Here is a 17,260-nt window from a genome sequence, read left to right on the forward strand (position 1 = left end):
CAGCGCGTCGCGCTGCTCGGCGAGCTCGCGCTCCGCCTTGGCCCGCAGGTCGGCGAGGTCGGCGGCGTGCTGGACGCGTGCCTGCTCGGCGTGGTCCACCGCGGCCTGGGCCTCGGCGTGCAGCGCCTCGCGCCGGGCGGTCGCCTCCGCCTCATGCCGATCCATCGTCAGCCGCAGCTGCTCGGCGGCGGCCTGGGCCTCGGCGGTCAGCCGCTCGGCCTCCACCTGAGCGGCGACGAGCAGGCTCTCGCGCTGCTGGGCGTCCTCGGCGAGCTGCTGGGCGCGCTCCTGCTCGCCCCGCTCGGCGGCCTCCTGGGCGCGGCCACGGATCATGTCCGCGTCGGCCTTGGCGGTGGCCAGCATGGTGACGCGGCGCTCGGCGAGCTCGTTCGCCTGGGTCTCGGCGGCCTCGCGGGCCTCCTCGGCCAGGCGTGCGGCCTCCGCGTCGGCGGCCTCCCGGCGGCTGACCAGGTCGGCCTCCAGGTCGCGGGCCGCCTCGCGGATCCGCTCGGCCTCGGCCTCGGCCTCCGCGATCGACGCGGCGGCCTGCTCGCGCAGCGTCCTGGCGTCCTCGATGTCCTGGGCCGCGGCCTCGCGGGCCTGGGCCCGGATCTGCTCGGCGTCGGCCTCGGCGGAGTCGGCCGCGGCCCTGGCGGTGGCCAGGTCCCGGTCGACGTGCTCCTGGGCCTCGGCGCGCAGGCGCTCGATCTCCGAGTCCAGGTCGGCCCGCATCCGGGCGAGCTCGTTCTCGGCCTGGGCGCGGGACTCGGCGACCTCGGCGGCGGTGCGCTCGCGCAGCTCGGCGGCGGCGCGGGCGTCCTCGGCGGCCTGATCGGCGTCGGCGGCGGCCTGCTGGGCGCGCTCGCCGGCCAGCCGCTCGGTGGCGGCCAGGATCTCGTCGCGCTCCTGGCGGGCCTCGGCCCGGAGCCGCTCGGCCTCGGCGAGGGCCTGGGTCCGCAGCTCCTCGGCGGCGGCCGCGGCGGCCTGGTGGATCTCCTCGGCGGCGGCCTGGGCGGCGGCGCGGATCTCCTCGGCCTTGGCGGAACCCTTGGCGGCCTCGCTGTCGCGGACGCCCTCGGCCTCGCCGCGGATCCGGTCGCCCTCGGCCTTGGCGCGGGTGAGCACCTGCTCCGCGCGGGCCTGCATCTCGCGGGCCTCCTCGGCGGCGCGCGCCCGGGTGGCGGCGACCTCCTCGGCGGCTCCGCCGCGCAGCTCGTCCGCGTCGACCTTCGCCTTGACCAGCAGTTCCTCGGCGCTGCGGGCCGACTCCTCGATCTGCGCTATGGCCTGGCGCCGGGCCTCACCGAGGGTCCGCTCGACCTCGACGGCGGTCTCGGCGCGCAGCCGCTCGGCCTCGGCCCGCAGCTGGGCGGCCGCGTCCTGATGGGCGGCGATCTCGTCCAGCGCCATGCCCTGGGCCTGCTCGGCGGCGGCCCTGGCCTGCTCGCGCAGCAGCTGGACCTCGGACTTGGCCTCGCCGCGGATCCGCTCGGCCTCCTCGGCGGCGTTCTGCCGGACCGTCTCCGCGTCGGCGGTGGCGCGGGCGACGACCTCCTCGGCGGTGCGGGCGGCCTTGGCGAGGTGGACGGTGGCGGTGGCGGCGCCCTCGGTGCGGGCGGATTCGAGGGCCTCGGCCTTGAGGCGGTCGATCTCCGCCCGGGCCTCCTCCAGCAGGCGCTGGGCCTCGGCCTTGAGCTCGTCGGCCTCCTTGGTCGCGGCCGCGACCATCCGGGCGACCTCGGCCTTGGCGGTGTCGGCGCGCTGCTGACCGGCGGCCTCGGCGGTGGCCAGGCGGGCCTCGGCCTCGTGGCTGAGCTGCTCGGCCGCGCCGCGCAGGGCGGCGGCCTCGTCGCGCAGACGCTGGATCTCGGCCTGGGCGCCGGCCAGGCGCTCGTCGGCCTCGACACCGGCGTCGGCGCGGACGCGCTCGGCCCGCTCGGTGGCGTCCTGGGCCTGGGCGGCGGCGGCGTTCAGCAGCCGCTCGGCCTCGGTGCGGGCGCGGTGCAGCACCGAGTCGGCCTCGGCGCGGGTGGACTCGACGTCGGCGGCGACCTGGGAGGTGGCGGCCTCGGAGACGGCCATGGCCTCGGCGCGGGCGACGCTCATCAGGCGCTCGGCCTCGGCCCGCGCCTCGTCCATGATCTGCCGGGCCTGCGCCTCGGTGCCGGCGCGGGCCTGCTCGGCCCAGGAGACGTTCTCGTTGACGTGCTGCTCGGCGTTGCGGCGCAGCTCGGCGAGCTCGGCCTCCAGGTGGCGGCGCCGGGCCTCGGCCTCGGCCTGCCACTCGGCCTGGAGCCGGGCGGACCGCTCGGCCGCCTCCTGCATCAGCCGGGCGGTGGCGTTCTGCGCCTCCATCCGGGTGCGCTCGGCCTCCTGGCGCAGCTGCTCGGCCTGGGCCTCGGCGTTGCGCAGGATCTGCTCGGCCTGTCCGGCCACGGAGTCGAACGCGCGTGGCTGGGCCAGCTGCCGACGTGCCTCGTGCAGCTTGGCGCGGAGGACTTCGACCTGGTAGGCGAGGTCCTCGGCGTGTGTGACGGCCTTCTCGCGCTCCTTGCGAAGCCGCTCCATGTCGGCCTCGAACTTGGCGAGGTGATCGTCAACCTCGTAGCCGTCGTTGCCCCGCACTCCGCGGTCCCATCCGTCTCCATGATCGCGTCGCCGCACCGTGCGCGGATCGGGTGTATCCCGCTCCGCCGTCCGGGTGAGCTCCTTGGTGAACCCTATGCCTCAGAGAGAATGGTGGCAGATCGTGGGGAAGGGTGGGCCACTCGGTGTCCCGCCCGCCCCGCCCGCACCCCCGGCTACCCGGCCTGTGGCACCGGCGCATTTTCTCACGTCATCGGGGGTGAGCGCAGGGGGGTCGGGCGGATTTTTCTTGGCGGTGCGTGTTCAGAGGTTTGCTACTCGTGAGTTGCCTCAGAGGCGGAGGTCACCAGCTCGGTGAGAACTCCGTGGCAGTCCTTGGGGTGCAGGAAGGTGATGCGCGAGCCCATGGAGCCGATACGCGGCTCGTCGTAGAGGACCCGGACGCCCTTGCCACGGATGTCCGCCGCGTCGCCGTCCACGTCCGCGGTGCCGAAGGCGATGTGGTGCACGCCCTCGCCGTTCTTGGCCAGCCACTTGCCCACGGCGGAGTCCTCGCGGGTGGGCTCCAGCAGCTGCAGGTAGCTGGCGCCGCCGTCCGAGGTCTCGTTGATCTTCAGCATGGCCTCGCGGACGCCCTGCTCCTCGTTGACCTCGGTGTGGAAGACCTCGAAGCCGTAGGTCGCGCGGTAGAACTCGACCGTCTTGTCGAGGTCGAAGCAGGCGATGCCGATGTGGTCGATGCGCGTCAGCACGGGGAGGTCCTCCTGAGGGCTGTGCTGTCCTGGGGGAATGAGAGCGACGGGGGATCGCTTCATTCAAATAGAGCGCAACTCGCGTTCGGGCGAAACCCGCGCCGACCGTGCCCGTGATCACACCGTGTGCCGGGTGACGCTGTCACGGACCGGTCGATACATTGGCGGAAAACCCTCAACTGGCACTCGGTGCCGTGGCACACCGTCGCCCGCCAGTTCCCGTCGCAGCAAAGGGGCTCGACCACCATGAGCAACACGGCAAGCCGCGCCACCACATCCGTGATCGTCGCGGGCGCCCGCACTCCCATGGGCCGCCTGCTCGGCTCGCTCAAGGGGTTCTCCGGCGCCGACCTCGGCGGCGTCGCGATCAAGGCCGCGCTGGAGCGCGCGGGTGTCGCCGGGGACCAGGTCCAGTACGTCATCATGGGCCAGGTGCTGCAGGCCGGCGCCGGCCAGATCCCGGCCCGCCAGGCCGCGGTCAAGGCAGGCATCCCGATGAACGTCCCGGCGCTCACCATCAACAAGGTCTGCCTCTCCGGTCTGGACGCGATCGCCCTGGCCGACCAGCTGATCCGCGCGGGTGAGTTCGACATCGTCGTGGCCGGCGGCCAGGAGTCGATGACCAACGCCCCGCACCTGCTGCCCAAGTCCCGCGAGGGCTTCAAGTACGGCGCGATCGAGATGCTGGACGCGATGGCCTACGACGGCCTGACCGACGCGTTCGACGGCATCCCGATGGGCGAGTCCACCGAGATCCACAACACCCGCCTCGGCATCGCCCGCCCCGAGCAGGACGAGATCGCCGCCCGTTCGCACCAGCTGGCCGCGGCCGCGCAGAAGAACGGCGTCTTCGAGGCCGAGATCGTCCCCGTGGAGATTCCGCAGCGCAAGGGCGAGCCGGTGCTGTTCTCCGTGGACGAGGGCGTCCGCGCCGACACCACGGTCGAGTCGCTCGGCAAGCTGCGTCCCGCCTTCACCAAGGACGGCACCATCACCGCCGGTTCCGCCTCCCAGATCTCCGACGGCGCCGCCGCGGTGGTCGTGATGAGCAGGGCGAAGGCCGAGGAGCTGGGCCTCACCTGGATCGCCGAGATCGGCGCCCACGGCAACGTGGCCGGTCCGGACAACTCGCTGCAGTCGCAGCCGTCGAACGCGATCCTGCACGCCCTGGGCAAGGAGGGCATCGGCGTCGAGGACCTCGACCTGGTCGAGATCAACGAGGCCTTCGCGGCCGTCGCCGTGCAGTCCGTGAAGGACCTGGGGATTTCCCTCGACAAGGTGAACGTCAACGGCGGCGCGATCGCGCTGGGTCACCCGATCGGGATGTCCGGCGCCCGCCTGGTGCTGTCGCTTGCGCTGGAGCTGCAGCGTCGCGGCGGCGGCGTCGGCGCGGCCGCGCTGTGCGGCGGCGGCGGCCAGGGCGACGCGCTGATCGTCCGCGTGCCGAAGGCGTAACGGCGCAGCCGTCAGGGGCGCGGGGAACTGCGCGACAAGCCACCCCGTGTGGTGCGTCGCCGAGCGAGCAGGGCCACTCGCACAGGGTGGCTGCTCGCGCAGTTCCCCGCGCCCCTGGAGAGTGCAAGTAACCCCTGAGTCCTTGTCTGCAGCCTGGAGCTCCGCACGATGATCGACGTTCCCGCCCTCGTCGCACAGGCCCGAGAAGGGCGCCCCCGTGCGGTCGCACGGCTGATCTCCCTGGTGGAGGGGGCCTCGCCGCAGCTGCGCGAGGTGATGGCCGCGCTGGCGCCGCTCACGGGCCACGCGTACGTCGTGGGCCTGACGGGCTCGCCGGGCGTGGGCAAGTCGACGTCGACCTCCGCGCTGGTGACGGCGTACCGACGGCTGGGCAAGCGGGTGGGCGTGCTGGCCGTCGACCCGTCCTCGCCGTTCTCCGGCGGCGCGCTGCTGGGCGACCGGGTGCGGATGCAGGAGCACGCCACGGACCCGGAGGTCTTCATCCGCTCCATGGCCACCCGCGGCCACCTGGGCGGTCTGGCCTGGTCCGCGCCGCAGGCGATCCGCGTGCTGGACGCGGCGGGCTGTGACGTGATCCTGGTGGAGACGGTCGGCGTCGGCCAGTCCGAGGTCGAGATCGCCGCGCAGGCGGACACCACGATCGTGCTGCTCGCCCCGGGCATGGGCGACGGGATCCAGGCCGCGAAGGCGGGCATCCTGGAGATCGGCGACGTGTACGTCGTCAACAAGGCCGACCGCGACGGCGCGGACGCGACCGCCCGCGAGCTCAACCACATGCTGGGCCTCGGCGAGGCCCGGAGCGCGGGGGACTGGCGGCCGCCGATCGTGAAGACGGTCGCGGCCAAGCAGGAGGGCGTCGGTGAGGTCGTCGAGGCCCTGGAGAAGCACTTCGCCTGGATGGCCAACAACGGCGAGCTCGCCTCCCGGCGGCTGCGTCGCGCCGCCCAGGAGATCGAGGCCATCGCCCTCACCGCGCTGCGTGAGCGCTTCGGCAGCCTGCACGGGGACCGCCACCTGGACGCGCTGGCCGAGAAGGTCGCGCAGGGCGAGCTGGACTCCTACGCCGCCGCGGACGACCTGATCGCCTCGGTCACCGGCTGACCGTCAGCAGAACCGAACCCGGGGGCAAGAAGGGTTGGCTGGGCAGACGAGGATCCCGCGGCGACGAGGCAGGGGACAGAGAGGATGGGCAAGGCGATGACCGACCGGTCGCTCGACGTCGCGTGGATCCACGGCGCGCCCGGTGAGCCCGCGATCCAGGTGCACCGCTACGACGACGGGACGGTGATCCTGCGTCAGAGCAAGCGGCTCAACTACGAGGCGCCGTTCCTGTTCCTGCTCTTCGGCGCGGACCGCGCCCTGCTGCTGGACACCGGCGCCACCGAGGACCCGGCCGTGTTCCCGCTGCGGGAGACCGTCGACGGCCTGGTCGCCGAGTGGCTGGAGCGGCATCCACGCGAGGACTACGAGCTGGTCGTCGCGCACACCCACGGGCACGGCGACCACGTGGCCGGCGACGCTCAGTTCGCCGACCGGCCCTTCACGAGGGTCGTGGCCCGGGAGGCCGAGGCGGTGCGGGAGTTCTTCGGCTTCGGCGCGTGCTGGCCCACCGGCAGCGTCCGATTCGACCTGGGCGGCCGGGAGTTGACGCTGATCGGCTCGCCCGGCCACCACGCCGCGTCGGTCACCGTCCACGACCCGGCGACGGGCTTCCTGCTCACGGGCGACACCGTGCTGCCGGGCCGCCTGTACGCCTTCGACTTCCCGGCGTTCGTCGCGACCCTGGACCGCCTGGTCGCCTTCACCGCGGAGCACCCGGTGACGCATGTCATCGGGTGCCACGTGGAGATGAGCACGGCGCCGGGGTACGACTACCCGATCGGCGCGCGGTACCAGCCGGACGAGCGGGCGCCGCAGATGACGCCCGCCCAGCTGACCGCCGTCCGGGACGCGTCCGTGGCCGTCGCCGGCCGGCGCGGGGTGCACCGGTTCGACGACTTCGTCGTCTACAACGAGCCGCGTCGGCGGGACATGCTCCGGCTGACGGCGAGGGGCCTGGCGAACAAGGCCGCCGACCGGCTCAGGCTCAGGCCGCGGGCGGCGACTGGACGGTGAGGTGCTAGTCCTCGAGGATCCGGCCGTCCTCGGTCAGCAGCCACGAAGGCCCGCGCCGCCAGGCGGTGGACCCGTCCGGCCGGTGCGGGAGTACGACCTGACCGGCCGTCCCGCCACGGAGGACGAGAGCCGCTGGCGCACGGAGATCTGCTGGCCGGTCTGGCGCAGCGTCGGAGAGGACCCCGGGGCCCGTGCGTAGACCCCGAGGTCCGTCCAGCCCTCGTCTAGCCCCGGCCGCGCAGCTCGCGGAGGTGTTCCGCGACGGGGGCCAGCGCCTCGTACATCGAGGCGATCTGGTCCTCGTCGAATCGGTCTATGAAGTGCTCCCGGACCTTGCGCACGTGGTGCGGGGCCACGTGGCGCATGGTCTCCCAGCCGCGCTCGGTGAGCACCGCGAACAGGCCGCGCCGGTCACCGGGGCAGGTGTCGCGGGCGACCAGCCCGGCGGCTTCCATGCGGGTGACCTGGTGGGAGAGGCGGCTCTTCGACTGCAGCGTGGCGACGGCGAGGTCGGTCATCCGCATGCGCCGTTGCGGGGCCTCGGAGAGCTCCACCAGAATGGTGTAGTCGTTGATCGAGAGCCCGTACGGCTGCAGCTCGCGCTCCAGCTGGTACATCAGGAGCCGGCTGACCTCCAGGTGGGCGCGCCACAGACGCTGCTCCTCCGCGGTGAGCCACGGGGCGTCCTCGCCGGCGTCCTGGTGGGGCTCGTCGGGGAGGACGGCCGGGGCTGTGGTGGTGTCCATGGCCCCGATGATACGTCGTTTAGTTGAAAAGTGTACTATTCAACGATCCTCGACGGCCCGCCCACGGCCTCGTCCCCCTGCGGTGCCACCCGATCGAGTGGCGCCGTCCGGTGGACGCCGGTCAGCGCCTGGGCCACGTGGGCCTCCCGGGCCTTCAGCGAGGCCTGCTGCGCCGCGGCCTCGACCTCCAGCAGCGAGGCGCCGTGCCGCTCCGCCTCGAAGGCCCTCGCTCCACCACGCAGCCCGAAGAGGCGCTTGGCGAGCAGGATGTAGAGGACGGCCAGCACGTTCAGCGCCAGCGTGCCGATCTTGAAGCCGCTGACCTTGTGCGTCAGCTCCATGATCTCCAGCGGCAGGAACGCGGCCGTCGCGACCACCGTCAGGTACTCCGCCCAGCGCTTGGCCGCCCACAGGCCGAAGGCCTCGACGATCTCGATCAGCGCGTAGGCGAGCAGCGCGGCCGCGGTGATCAGCAGCGTGCTGTGCCTGTACTGGAAGGTCTTCTGGATCGTGTCGACGATCGGGGAGTGGTCGAGGTCGTAGTGGAAGTGCTGGGCGATCGGGCGGAAGAGCGTCAGGTTGTCGTCGAACAGCTGCTGGACCGAGGTCTGGCTGTTGCTGAACTTCCAGACGGCCCAGGCCACCAGCACGATGAAGACGCCGCGGACCAGCCGTTCCACGGCCAGCAGGCGCAGGATGAACACGTCGCGCAGCGCCTTGCCGCGCGGGACGTAGGGGGCGTCGGCGGCGGCGCCGTCGCCGTGCGGGGCGCCGACGGCGAAGTCACCGCAGCGCAGGCAACGCCAGGCCGTGCCGACCGCCGTCTCGACGTGAAGCCGGTCACGCAGTTCCGGCTCGGTCGGTGCGTAGGTGATGTGCCCCTTGCGGGCGCAGTGGCGGCGGTCCCAGTCCCTCGTCATGGCTCGGGACAATAGCCGGATTCGGGCGGGAAATACCCGTCGGTCATACTGAACCGGCGCCCTTGGCGCGAGATTGCGACATTCCCGAGAGGTTCGAAGTGAAGACCACCGCCGTTCACCGCCTGCGTCTGGTGTCCATGCCGGAGGGCGTCTCGTTCGTGCTCCTGCTCATCTGCACCTACCTGAAGTACAACTCCGGCTTCAACGCGGTGCCGGTGCTCGGCCCGCTGCACGGCTGCCTCTTCATCGCCTACGTGATCTTCGCCATGCTGGCCTGGCGCGAGCAGGGCTGGAGCTTCGGCCGCTTCGTCTGGATCACCGCGCTGTCGGTCATCCCCTTCGGCGGTCTCTACGCCGAGCGTCTGCTGGCCCGCGAGGAGCGCGAGACCGCGCCGTCCGTGGCCTGAGGCCCGCCGCAGCCCCGGGCGTGAGACGGCAGGTCACCGTCGGCTGACCAAGCGGTACGGTGTCAGCGTGCCGAAGCCGCTGAGCCTGAACTTCGACCCCATCGAGCGCGCCGACGAACTGTGGGCGCGGCGCTGGGGCGCGGTCCCCTCCATGGCGGCGATCACCTCGGTGATGCGGGCGCACCAGATCCTGCTGGCTCAGGTCGACGCGGTGGTCAAGCCGTACAAGCTGACCTTCGCCCGCTACGAGGCCCTGGTGCTGCTCACCTTCAGCCAGGCGGGCGAGCTGCCGCTGTCCAAGATCGGCCAGCGGCTCATGGTCCACCCGACCAGCGTCACCAACACCGTCGACCGGCTGGAGGCGGCCGGGCTGGTCACGCGCCGCCCCAACCCACTGGACGGCCGCGGCGTCCTCGCGGCGATCACGCCCAAGGGCCGGGACGTCGTCGAGGCGGCCACCCGGGACCTGATGGCCATGGACTTCGGCCTGACCGGCTACGACGCGGAGGGCTGCAAGGAGCTCTTCGCGATGCTGCGACCGCTGCGGATAGCGGCCGGGGACTTCGAGGACGCGGAGCTCTCGGTCGACCCGGAGCCGAACGCCGGGGCGGTGTGAGAGATCGACTTTTGTCGGTCTACTCTCGATGACTATGAACAAGTCCCCCGCCTCTCTGCTCACGGCCTACCGTGCACTGGCGTACGTGACCGGCGTGGGCCTGGTCCTGCTCTGCGTCGCCTGCGTCGCCCACTACGGCTTCGGCGCGTCCGGCACGCCGGTCATGATCGTCGGCACCCTGCACGGCTGGCTCTACATGGCCTACGTGGTCGTGGCCTTCGTCCTCGGCATGAAGCTCGAATGGCCGATGGGCAAGATCATCTGGACGGTCCTCGCCGGGACCATTCCCACCGCCGTCTTCTTCGTCGAGCGCCGCGTCGTGCGGGAGATGAAGGCCCAGCTCGCCGCCCAGGAGCAGGAGCAGTTGGTCGGCGCCTGAGCTCGCGCGTACCTCCGCCCGCGCCCCACGGTTCACCGGACCGTGGGGCGTTGTGCGTCATGTCTCAATCGACAGGTAGTAGGACGTCCGAGTAAATTGAGGTACTAGGACGTCCGAACATCCTCTGTATCTGCAGATTCTGCCGAAGGGCGAGGGCCACCACCGATGGACGCACAGCAGACCGACGCCGCCCGGGAGCGGTGGCAGCAGCGCTACGACCGCGCCCGCAAGCGCGACGCGGACTTCACCACGCTCTCCGGCGACGAGGTCGAGCCCGCGTACGGCCCGCCGGCCGGCACCACCTACCCCGGCTTCGAGAACATCGGCTGGCCCGGCGAGTTCCCCTTCACCCGCGGCCTCTACCCGACCGGTTACCGCGGTCGCACCTGGACCATCCGCCAGTTCGCCGGCTTCGGCAACGCCGAGCAGACCAACGAGCGCTACCGGATGATCCTGGACGCGGGCGGTGGCGGCCTCTCCGTCGCCTTCGACATGCCGACGCTGATGGGCCGGGACTCCGACGACCCGCGCTCGCTCGGCGAGGTCGGCCACTGCGGCGTCGCCATCGACTCCGCCGCCGACATGGAGGTGCTCTTCCGCGGCCTGCCGCTGGCGGACGTCACCACCTCGATGACGATCTCCGGCCCGGCCGTCCCGGTCTTCTGCATGTACCTCGTCGCCGCCGAGCGCCAGGGCGTCGACCCGGGCGTGCTCAACGGCACGCTGCAGACGGACATCTTCAAGGAGTACATCGCACAGAAGGAGTGGCTCTTCGCCCCCGAGCCGCACCTGCGCCTGATCGGCGACCTGATGGAGTACTGCGCCGCCAACATCCCGGCGTACAAGCCGCTCTCGGTCTCCGGCTACCACATCCGCGAGGCGGGCGCCACGGCCGCTCAGGAGCTGGCCTTCACCCTCGCCGACGGCTTCGCCTACGTCGAGCTCGGCCTCTCGCGCGGGCTGGACGTCGACGTCTTCGCCCCCGGCCTCTCCTTCTTCTTCGACGCGCACCTCGACTTCTTCGAGGAGATTGCCAAGTTCCGCGCCGCGCGCCGGATCTGGGCCAAGCGCCTGCGCGACGTCTACGGCGCCAAGACCGAGAAGGCGCAGTGGCTGCGCTTCCACACCCAGACGGCGGGCGTCTCGCTCACCGCGCAGCAGCCGTACAACAACGTGGTGCGCACCGCCGTCGAGGCGCTCTCGGCGGTGCTGGGCGGCACCAACTCCCTGCACACCAACGCCTTGGACGAGACCCTCGCGCTGCCGAGCGAGCAGGCGGCGGAGATCGCGCTGCGCACGCAGCAGGTGCTGATGGAGGAGACGGGCGTTGCCAACGTCGCCGACCCGCTGGGCGGCTCCTGGTACGTCGAGGCGCTGACCGACCGGATCGAGGCCCAGGCCGAGGCGATCTTCCAGAAGATCCTGGACATGGGCGAGGCCGCGGTGGGCGCGGGCAAGCAGCACCCGATCGGCCCGATGACCTCCGGCATCCTGCGCGGCATCGAGAACGGCTGGTTCACCGGCGAGACCGCCGAGGCGGCCTTCCAGTACCAGACCTCGCTGGAGAAGGACGAGAAGCGCGTCGTCGGCGTCAACTGCCACACCGGCTCGGTCACCCCGCCGCTGGAGATCCTGCGCGTCAGCCACGAGGTCGAGCGCGAGCAGGTCCGCGTCCTCGCCGACCGCAAGACCGCCCGCGACGAGGCCGCGGTCAAGGCCGGCCTCGCCTCCATGCTCGCCGCCGCGCGCGCGGGCGAGAACATGATCCCCCCGATGCTCGACGCGGTCCGCGCCGAGGCCACCCTCGGCGAGATCTGCGACGCGCTGCGCGACGAGTGGGGCGTCTACGTGGAGCCCGCCGGCTTCTGAGCCTCCGGCCTCCCCGGCTTCCCCGTCTCCGGGCCGACGGCGTCGATCACGTACGCCGTCGGCCCCTCGTCGTCGTCGCGGGCGTACGCCGCGGCGCGTCGTCGCCGGAGGGGACGTCCAGCAGCCAGCTGACCTAGCCGACCGCGAGCTCCGTCAGCGGGGCGAGGAGCAGGGTGGTGAAGGCGCTGATCCACTCGGCCGTGGCGGGTTCGCCGCTGACGAGCATGCGGTGGACGACGGTGCCGGCGACCGTGTCGAAGATGATGTCGACCGCCGCCGAGGCGGTCTCCTCGCAGGCGTCCATCGGCAGTTCGCCGCGGGTCTGCGCGGCGGCGCGGCCGGCGATGACGAGACGTTTCTGCGGCTCGATGATGGACTCGCGGACGCGTCTGCGCAGCAGCGGGTCGCGGGTGGCCTCGGCGAAGAGGGCGAGCAGGGCGGCCTGGGTCTCGGGGGCCGACAGCAGCGCGGCGAACTGGGCGACCACGGCCTCGATGTCGGCGCGGAGGCTGCCGAGGTCCGCCATCTCCAGCTCGTCCAGCTGTTCCGCGACGGCGGCCACGACGAGTTCGTTCTTGGAGGGCCAGCGCCGGTAGAGCGTCGTCTTGGCGACGCCGGCGCGGGCGGCGACGTCGCCCATGGTGAGGCCACCCCAGCCCAGCTCCGCCAGCGCCTCGCGGGTGGCGGCGAGTATCGCTCCGTCCGCGTCGGCGTTGCGCGGGCGGCCCTTGCGGGGGCCGGACGGTGGGGTCACGTCGGCTCCTTGTGTGACGACTGGGTTAACGAAGGCTACTCGTCGGTACTCCGGTCGCCGAGAGGGCCGTCCGCAAGAGTGGCGCAGCTCACCCGAAAGCTGCTGCGCGCCGCCCGGGGCTGCATATACGCTACGACTCGTAGCGAAAGAGCGACAACCACGCTGTCGCGCGGATGGGGATCCGCGCTCGCTGACCAGTACGACAAGCAGCACGACCTTGTCACACGCATCACAGCCCCCATGGTCCTGCATCCGGCAGTACAGCGGGGTATTGGTGCGAACGGACCGGCCGACGGGGGAGGATAGGCCCATGCAGCCACGGAACAACATGTCCCTGCGCGGCGCGGTCGACCTCGCCGCGGTCAAGGCGGCCGCCGACGCCGCCACCAAGGCGGAGCAGATGCGCGCCGAGCGCGCCAGAAAGGCCGAGGCGGACGGGGCGGACGCCGCGGCCGAGCCGCTGATCTTCTCTGTCAACGAGGCCGACTTCGAGGCACAGATCGTCCCCCTCTCGGCCGAGGTCCCGGTGCTGCTGCTGTTCTGGGCAGAGGGCTACGGCCCGGCCGAGCAGCAGGTCCCGGTGATGGAGGCGCTGGCCGAGGAGTACGACGGCCGCTTCGTGCTGGCCGAGGTCGACGTCCGGGAGAACCAGCGCCTGGCCCAGCAGCTCCAGCTGCGCGACCTGCCCACGGTGCTGGTCGTCGTCGCCGGCCAGCTGATCCCGCTGTTCGAGGGTCCGGCCCTGGCGGAGGAGATCCGCCCGCTGCTGGACCAGCTCATCAAGGAGGCCGCCGAGCGCTTCGGCATCGCCGGCGAGCCCGGCGCCCGCAGCGGCAAGGGCGAGGCCGTCGCCGGGGAGGGCGTGGAGCCCCCGCAGGATCCCGCGCTCGCGATGGCCCACGACGCGCTCGACGCCGGAGACCTGGGCGGCGCCATCCAGGCCTACCGCAACGTCCTCGCCGACCAGCCCGGCAACGAAGAGGCCAAGCTGGGCCTGGCTCAGGCCGAGCTGCTGCAGCGGGTGCAGGGTCTGGAGCCGGGCGCCGTGCGCGCCGCCGCCGCGGAGAAGCCCAAGGACGCCGAGGCCCAGATCGCCGCGGCCGACCTCGATCTGGTGGGCGGTCATGTGGACGACGCCTTCGGCCGCCTGGTGGACGCCGTCGGCGTCACCTTCGGTGAGGAGCGCGACAAGATCCGTCTGCACCTGCTCTCGCTCTTCGAGGTCATCGGCGCCGACGACCCGCGGGTTGTGAAGGCCCGGGGAGCACTGGCACGCAAGCTCTTCTAGTGGGTGTCACCTTTGTGAGCGTGTTGCGGCGATGTGTCGACACGGTGAATACGTTTATCAAATCTTGACATTCCGGCGAGGCGGTCACTCATCGTGGCCGTCTTCGCCTGTTGTGCCCACCTTTCCTGCGGCTTGACCCTGAGCGCCGGTCGAGGGTGCTCACGGAGCGTCATATCGGGCCCACTGACGCGTGGGGCCTGGTTCACGTGTTCCTTACTCATCGGTAATGAACCACTTGTGCAGCGGCTCCGCATGGACCACGATCAGCACGCTCGGTCCATCACCCATTTCCCCGGCAGCCGGTCGGGGCGGGGGGACGGAATCCCCACCGAGCGGGGTGTCGGTTCGCCGGCATCTGAGTTGAGGACAGGGGGGTCTCCGTCCACCGGATGGAGCCTGTACTCGCAACGGGCGTGCCCCTCGGCACGCACGAGTGGTTGTCGCTCGGGGGTGCTCTCACCTCCCGAGGACGTAGCTCTTCTCCCCATCTCCGGCCGGGCACCCACACCCAGTCGGGAGATGTACGTCCGAGAAGGAGGATCTCGACTCATGTCCCAGACCTTCGGCAAGACCCGCTGGAAGCGGTTCGCAGTCGTCATGGTCCCGACGCTGGCGGCGACCGCCGCTGTCGGTGTCAGCATCGCCCAGGGCGCGCTCGCCGCGTCCTTCGCGCTCTCCGGCGCGTCGTTCAAGGTCGAGGCCGGCACGCTGCACGGCAACGGCTTCTCCCAGTACGGCACCGTCGACACGGTCGTCTCGACCAAGGACGGCAGCAAGGCGCCGATGCCGGTGGCCGTCTCCGGCTTCAACAGCGCCACCATCACCAACCTGTGCCAGTCGGTCGACGTGCCGATGCCGTGGGGCGACTACACCCTGCGCATCCTCGCCGGTGACGCGGGCACGCCGGTCCAGGCGTCGAAGCTGTACATCGACATGACCGACCTGAAGGCCGACACCGCGACGTTCAACAACATCAACATCGGTGTCGCCGGCGGAGCCATCAGCAAGGGCCCGGTGGACTCCACCTCGGCCTCCCAGCAGGGCTTCGCGGGCAGCTTCGGCCAGGAGGCGGACTCCGCCGACCTGACCAACGTCAAGCAGACGGCGTGGGCCACCTCGGCCGGCACCTTCGCTCTGGCGAACATGCACCTCAACCTCTCGTCCGGCAGCAACCCCTGCTTCTGACGTAACCGAGGTACCTGAGGTCTTTCGGCGGGGAGGGCCTGTCCGCCACACCCTTTGAGCCTTCCGAACCCACGGGTTCGAGCCATCGAGTTCCACCCCCCAACGAGCTACACCCTTGGGAGCTGCCACGTGACCAGCGCGACGACGACGGCGCAGCCCGATCCGATCAGTGGGTTCTCCAAGGCCCGCCGAGCCTTCCGTGACTGGCGCCGGACCCGCCCGTTCTGGGGCGGCTTGCTTGTCCTGCTCGCCGCGGGGCCGATCCTCTACTTCCCGTACGCCACGCTCAACGTGGGCGCGCTGCGGATCCAGATGGCCACCACGGCCGGCGCGGGCTCGGCCGTCATCGGCCTGCTGCTGATCGCGCTCGGCGTCTCGTGCTGGTTCCAGCCGCTGATCCGTGTCTTCGCCGGGATCGCGTCGATCGTGCTCAGCATCATCTCGCTGCCGGTCTCCAACTTCGGCGGCTTCGGACTGGGCCTGATCCTCGGCATCCTCGGCGGCGCCCTGGCGTGCTCGTGGGCGCCGCTGAAGGCGACGCCCGAGGGGGCTCCGGCCGACGGCGCGGAGTCGGCGGTGGCCGAGCGGACGGCGGAGGCGGACACCCAGGTGGTTCTTCCGACCCAGCAGGCGGGCGAGGCCTTCGCGGCCGAGCAGCCGACGGCGACGCCGTGGGCGCAGCAGCCGCAGGAGCCGCAGGAGGAGAGCAAGAGTGTCGAGTGAGAACGAGCAGCAGGGCCGTAACGCCGGCCGTCACGCTGCTCCCCGGCCCACCGTGCGCGGGCGCATCCAGCGCCCCGTCGGTCGTGCCATCGCCCTGACCGCGATGCCGACGGCCCTGCTGATGGGCACCCTGGCGCCGAAGCTGGCCTTCGCCGCCGACGCCGGCCCGAGGATGGCGCCGAAGGCGGTGCCCGCGTCCGCTCCGGAGACGGCCGGCGCCGCCTGCACCAAGGGTGCCCCCGGTACGGACACCGGTGCGTCACCGTCCAGCACGCCGAGCGCCGCCCCGAAGACCGCCGGAACGACCGTCAAGTCCAGCAAGAGCGCGACCTCGTCCCTGCCCACCCAGCGCAGCGGCTCGGGCGGCACCTCGAGCACCGGCGGCACCGGCGGGACGTCGAGCACCGGCGGCACGGGCACGGGCGGCACCGGTACCGGCGGTGGCACGGGCGGTACGGGCACGGGCGGCGGCACGGGCACGGGTGGCGGTACGGGCACCGGCGGGGGCGGCGGAACGCCCTCTCCCTCGCCCAGCCCCTCGCAGGGCGGCTCCTCCGGGGGCCTCCTCGGCGGCCTCCTGGGCGGCCTGCTGGGCGGGCTCACCGCCCACACGACGCCGACCCCGTCCGTCTCGCCCTCGGCGACGCCCTCCGCGGCGTCCGTGGCCCACTCCGCCGCGGTGCGCGGCGCGGCGACGCCGAGCACATCGGCCACCACGCCGTCGGCCTCGGCCTCGCCCTCGGCCACGCCGAGCAGCAAGCCGACCCCGGCGCCGGTCCACACCCCGGTCCCGACCACCACTCCGACGCCGAGCGCGTCCGCGAGCAGCGACCCGACCAAGCAGTGCGACATCAGCCACCTGGCCGCGCCGCTGGACACCTCGGTCAGCTCGCAGCTGGCGGCCGGCACCATGCCGGTGGAGAAGTGGACGCTGCACTCCTCCGACCTGAAGCTGATCAACACCGAGTTCCACGGCGTCGTCACCGTCCCGCTGGCGGACGGCAGCACGGAGCGCGTGCTGAAGTTCACCGCGGAGGAGGTCAACATCGGCGACCTCGACATGTCCGCGAACCAGCGCGGCCAGGAGATCCACGTCAAGGGCTCGCCCGGCTCGACCTCGACGATGCGCGGCGGCACGGTGACGATGTACGTCACCGAGCTGAAGGGCACCATCCTCGCGGCCGAGGGCATCCCGCTGGGCCTGCTGAACATCGGCATCGACCTGACGCCGGACACGCTGCCGCAGTGGCTCTACAACCTGATCGGCTCCGTCCCGATCCCGCTCACCCTCGAACTGGGCAACGTGACGGCGATTCAGCAGGGCCAGTTCGGGGGGAACCTGACCATCCCGGGCATGCACCTGTACTACACGCCGCTCGGCCAGTGAGCCGTCGCTCGCACGGTCGCTCACGCTGAGAGCCCCCTCCGGTTCGCCCGGTGGGGG

At 71.9% G+C, this 17,260-nt stretch carries 16 protein-coding genes; 11 read left to right on the forward strand and 5 right to left on the reverse strand.

From position 1 onward, the window contains the following. Together TR48_RS43825 and mce are read right to left on the reverse strand one after the other, a co-directional pair. A partial coding sequence (locus tag TR48_RS43825) for a polarized growth protein Scy-related protein (protein WP_042374043.1) occupies nt 1–2,625 on the reverse strand: 2,625 nt, incomplete at its 3' end. Nucleotides 2,626–2,900: 275 nt separating this feature from the next. Further along, entirely contained in the window at nt 2,901–3,338 is a 438-nt protein-coding gene (mce, locus tag TR48_RS32755; RefSeq protein ID WP_042374044.1) for a methylmalonyl-CoA epimerase, read from the reverse strand. Nucleotides 3,339–3,584: 246 nt separating this feature from the next. On the opposite strand from mce, the gene TR48_RS32760 reads away from it, so the two are divergent. The 3 genes from TR48_RS32760 (at nt 3,585) to TR48_RS32770 (ending at nt 6,929) form a co-directional block, all read left to right on the forward strand. Next, entirely contained in the window at nt 3,585–4,793 is a 1,209-nt protein-coding gene (locus TR48_RS32760) for an acetyl-CoA C-acetyltransferase (RefSeq protein ID WP_042374062.1), read from the forward strand. A 168-nt stretch (nt 4,794–4,961) separates the two neighbouring features. Next, complete coding sequence (meaB, locus tag TR48_RS32765) at nt 4,962–5,915, forward strand: methylmalonyl Co-A mutase-associated GTPase MeaB (RefSeq protein WP_042374045.1); 954 nt, start codon at nt 4,962–4,964, stop codon at nt 5,913–5,915. A gap of 96 nt (nt 5,916–6,011) precedes the next feature. Next, entirely contained in the window at nt 6,012–6,929 is a 918-nt protein-coding gene (locus TR48_RS32770) for an MBL fold metallo-hydrolase (RefSeq protein ID WP_236652435.1), read from the forward strand. A gap of 224 nt (nt 6,930–7,153) precedes the next feature. On the opposite strand, the gene TR48_RS32775 is transcribed toward TR48_RS32770, so the two are convergent. Together TR48_RS32775 and TR48_RS32780 are read right to left on the reverse strand one after the other, a co-directional pair. Beyond that, a complete protein-coding gene (locus TR48_RS32775) occupies nt 7,154–7,675 on the reverse strand; it encodes a MarR family winged helix-turn-helix transcriptional regulator (protein WP_084729947.1) in 522 nt (173 codons plus the stop codon). Between the two features lie 35 nt (nt 7,676–7,710). Further along, complete coding sequence (locus TR48_RS32780) at nt 7,711–8,595, reverse strand: DUF2127 domain-containing protein (protein ID WP_084729948.1); 885 nt, start codon at nt 8,593–8,595, stop codon at nt 7,711–7,713. Nucleotides 8,596–8,693: 98 nt separating this feature from the next. Here TR48_RS32780 and TR48_RS32785 point away from each other — a divergent pair, with 98 nt between their 5' ends. The 4 genes from TR48_RS32785 to icmA all read left to right on the forward strand — a co-directional run bounded on the left by TR48_RS32785 (nt 8,694) and on the right by icmA (nt 11,866). Then, nucleotides 8,694–9,002 (forward strand): DUF3817 domain-containing protein, encoded by a 309-nt coding sequence (locus TR48_RS32785; protein ID WP_236652436.1) that lies wholly within the window; start codon nt 8,694–8,696, stop codon nt 9,000–9,002. 67 nt (nt 9,003–9,069) lie between these two features. Beyond that, a complete protein-coding gene (locus TR48_RS32790; protein WP_042374047.1) occupies nt 9,070–9,618 on the forward strand; it encodes a MarR family winged helix-turn-helix transcriptional regulator in 549 nt (182 codons plus the stop codon). Nucleotides 9,619–9,652: 34 nt separating this feature from the next. After that, on the forward strand, nt 9,653–9,997 hold the full coding sequence (locus tag TR48_RS32795) for a DUF3817 domain-containing protein (protein ID WP_042374048.1): 345 nt from the start codon (nt 9,653–9,655) through the stop codon (nt 9,995–9,997). A gap of 165 nt (nt 9,998–10,162) precedes the next feature. Next, a complete protein-coding gene (gene icmA / locus TR48_RS32800) occupies nt 10,163–11,866 on the forward strand; it encodes a coenzyme B12-dependent isobutyryl-CoA mutase large subunit (RefSeq protein WP_042374049.1) in 1,704 nt (567 codons plus the stop codon). 133 nt (nt 11,867–11,999) lie between these two features. On the opposite strand, the gene TR48_RS32805 is transcribed toward icmA, so the two are convergent. Further along, nucleotides 12,000–12,620 (reverse strand): TetR/AcrR family transcriptional regulator, encoded by a 621-nt coding sequence (locus TR48_RS32805; protein WP_042374050.1) that lies wholly within the window; start codon nt 12,618–12,620, stop codon nt 12,000–12,002. Between the two features lie 310 nt (nt 12,621–12,930). On the opposite strand from TR48_RS32805, the gene TR48_RS32810 reads away from it, so the two are divergent. The 4 genes from TR48_RS32810 (at nt 12,931) to TR48_RS32825 (ending at nt 17,203) form a co-directional block, all read left to right on the forward strand. Beyond that, a complete protein-coding gene (locus TR48_RS32810) occupies nt 12,931–13,908 on the forward strand; it encodes a tetratricopeptide repeat protein (RefSeq protein WP_042374051.1) in 978 nt (325 codons plus the stop codon). A gap of 549 nt (nt 13,909–14,457) precedes the next feature. Continuing rightward, nucleotides 14,458–15,093, forward strand: coding sequence for a DUF6230 family protein (locus TR48_RS32815; RefSeq protein WP_236652437.1), 636 nt, complete (start codon nt 14,458–14,460; stop codon nt 15,091–15,093). A 129-nt stretch (nt 15,094–15,222) separates the two neighbouring features. Continuing rightward, on the forward strand, nt 15,223–15,816 hold the full coding sequence (locus tag TR48_RS32820; protein WP_063771115.1) for a DUF6114 domain-containing protein: 594 nt from the start codon (nt 15,223–15,225) through the stop codon (nt 15,814–15,816). Further along, nucleotides 15,806–17,203, forward strand: a complete 1,398-nt coding sequence (locus TR48_RS32825) for a hypothetical protein (protein ID WP_042374053.1) — start codon at nt 15,806–15,808, stop codon at nt 17,201–17,203. The genes TR48_RS32820 and TR48_RS32825 overlap by 11 nt, the downstream gene beginning before the upstream one ends. Nucleotides 17,204–17,260 lie beyond the last annotated feature (57 nt).

The organism is Streptacidiphilus neutrinimicus, from assembly GCF_000787815.1.
Taxonomy (GTDB): domain Bacteria; phylum Actinomycetota; class Actinomycetes; order Streptomycetales; family Streptomycetaceae; genus Streptacidiphilus; species Streptacidiphilus neutrinimicus.

Bases quoted from the DNA above. Each gene is read 5' to 3' on its own strand.
- TR48_RS32775 (WP_084729947.1), bottom strand. From the start codon at position 7,675: ATGGACACCACCACAGCCCCGGCCGTCCTCCCCGACGAGCCCCACCAG.
- icmA (WP_042374049.1), top strand. From the start codon at position 10,163: ATGGACGCACAGCAGACCGACGCCGCCCGGGAGCGGTGGCAGCAGCGC.
- TR48_RS32770 (WP_236652435.1), top strand. From the start codon at position 6,012: ATGACCGACCGGTCGCTCGACGTCGCGTGGATCCACGGCGCGCCCGGT.
- TR48_RS32780 (WP_084729948.1), bottom strand. From the start codon at position 8,595: ATGACGAGGGACTGGGACCGCCGCCACTGCGCCCGCAAGGGGCACATC.
- meaB (WP_042374045.1), top strand. From the start codon at position 4,962: ATGATCGACGTTCCCGCCCTCGTCGCACAGGCCCGAGAAGGGCGCCCC.
- TR48_RS32810 (WP_042374051.1), top strand. From the start codon at position 12,931: ATGCAGCCACGGAACAACATGTCCCTGCGCGGCGCGGTCGACCTCGCC.
- TR48_RS32760 (WP_042374062.1), top strand. From the start codon at position 3,585: ATGAGCAACACGGCAAGCCGCGCCACCACATCCGTGATCGTCGCGGGC.
- TR48_RS32795 (WP_042374048.1), top strand. From the start codon at position 9,653: ATGAACAAGTCCCCCGCCTCTCTGCTCACGGCCTACCGTGCACTGGCG.
- TR48_RS32815 (WP_236652437.1), top strand. From the start codon at position 14,458: ATGTCCCAGACCTTCGGCAAGACCCGCTGGAAGCGGTTCGCAGTCGTC.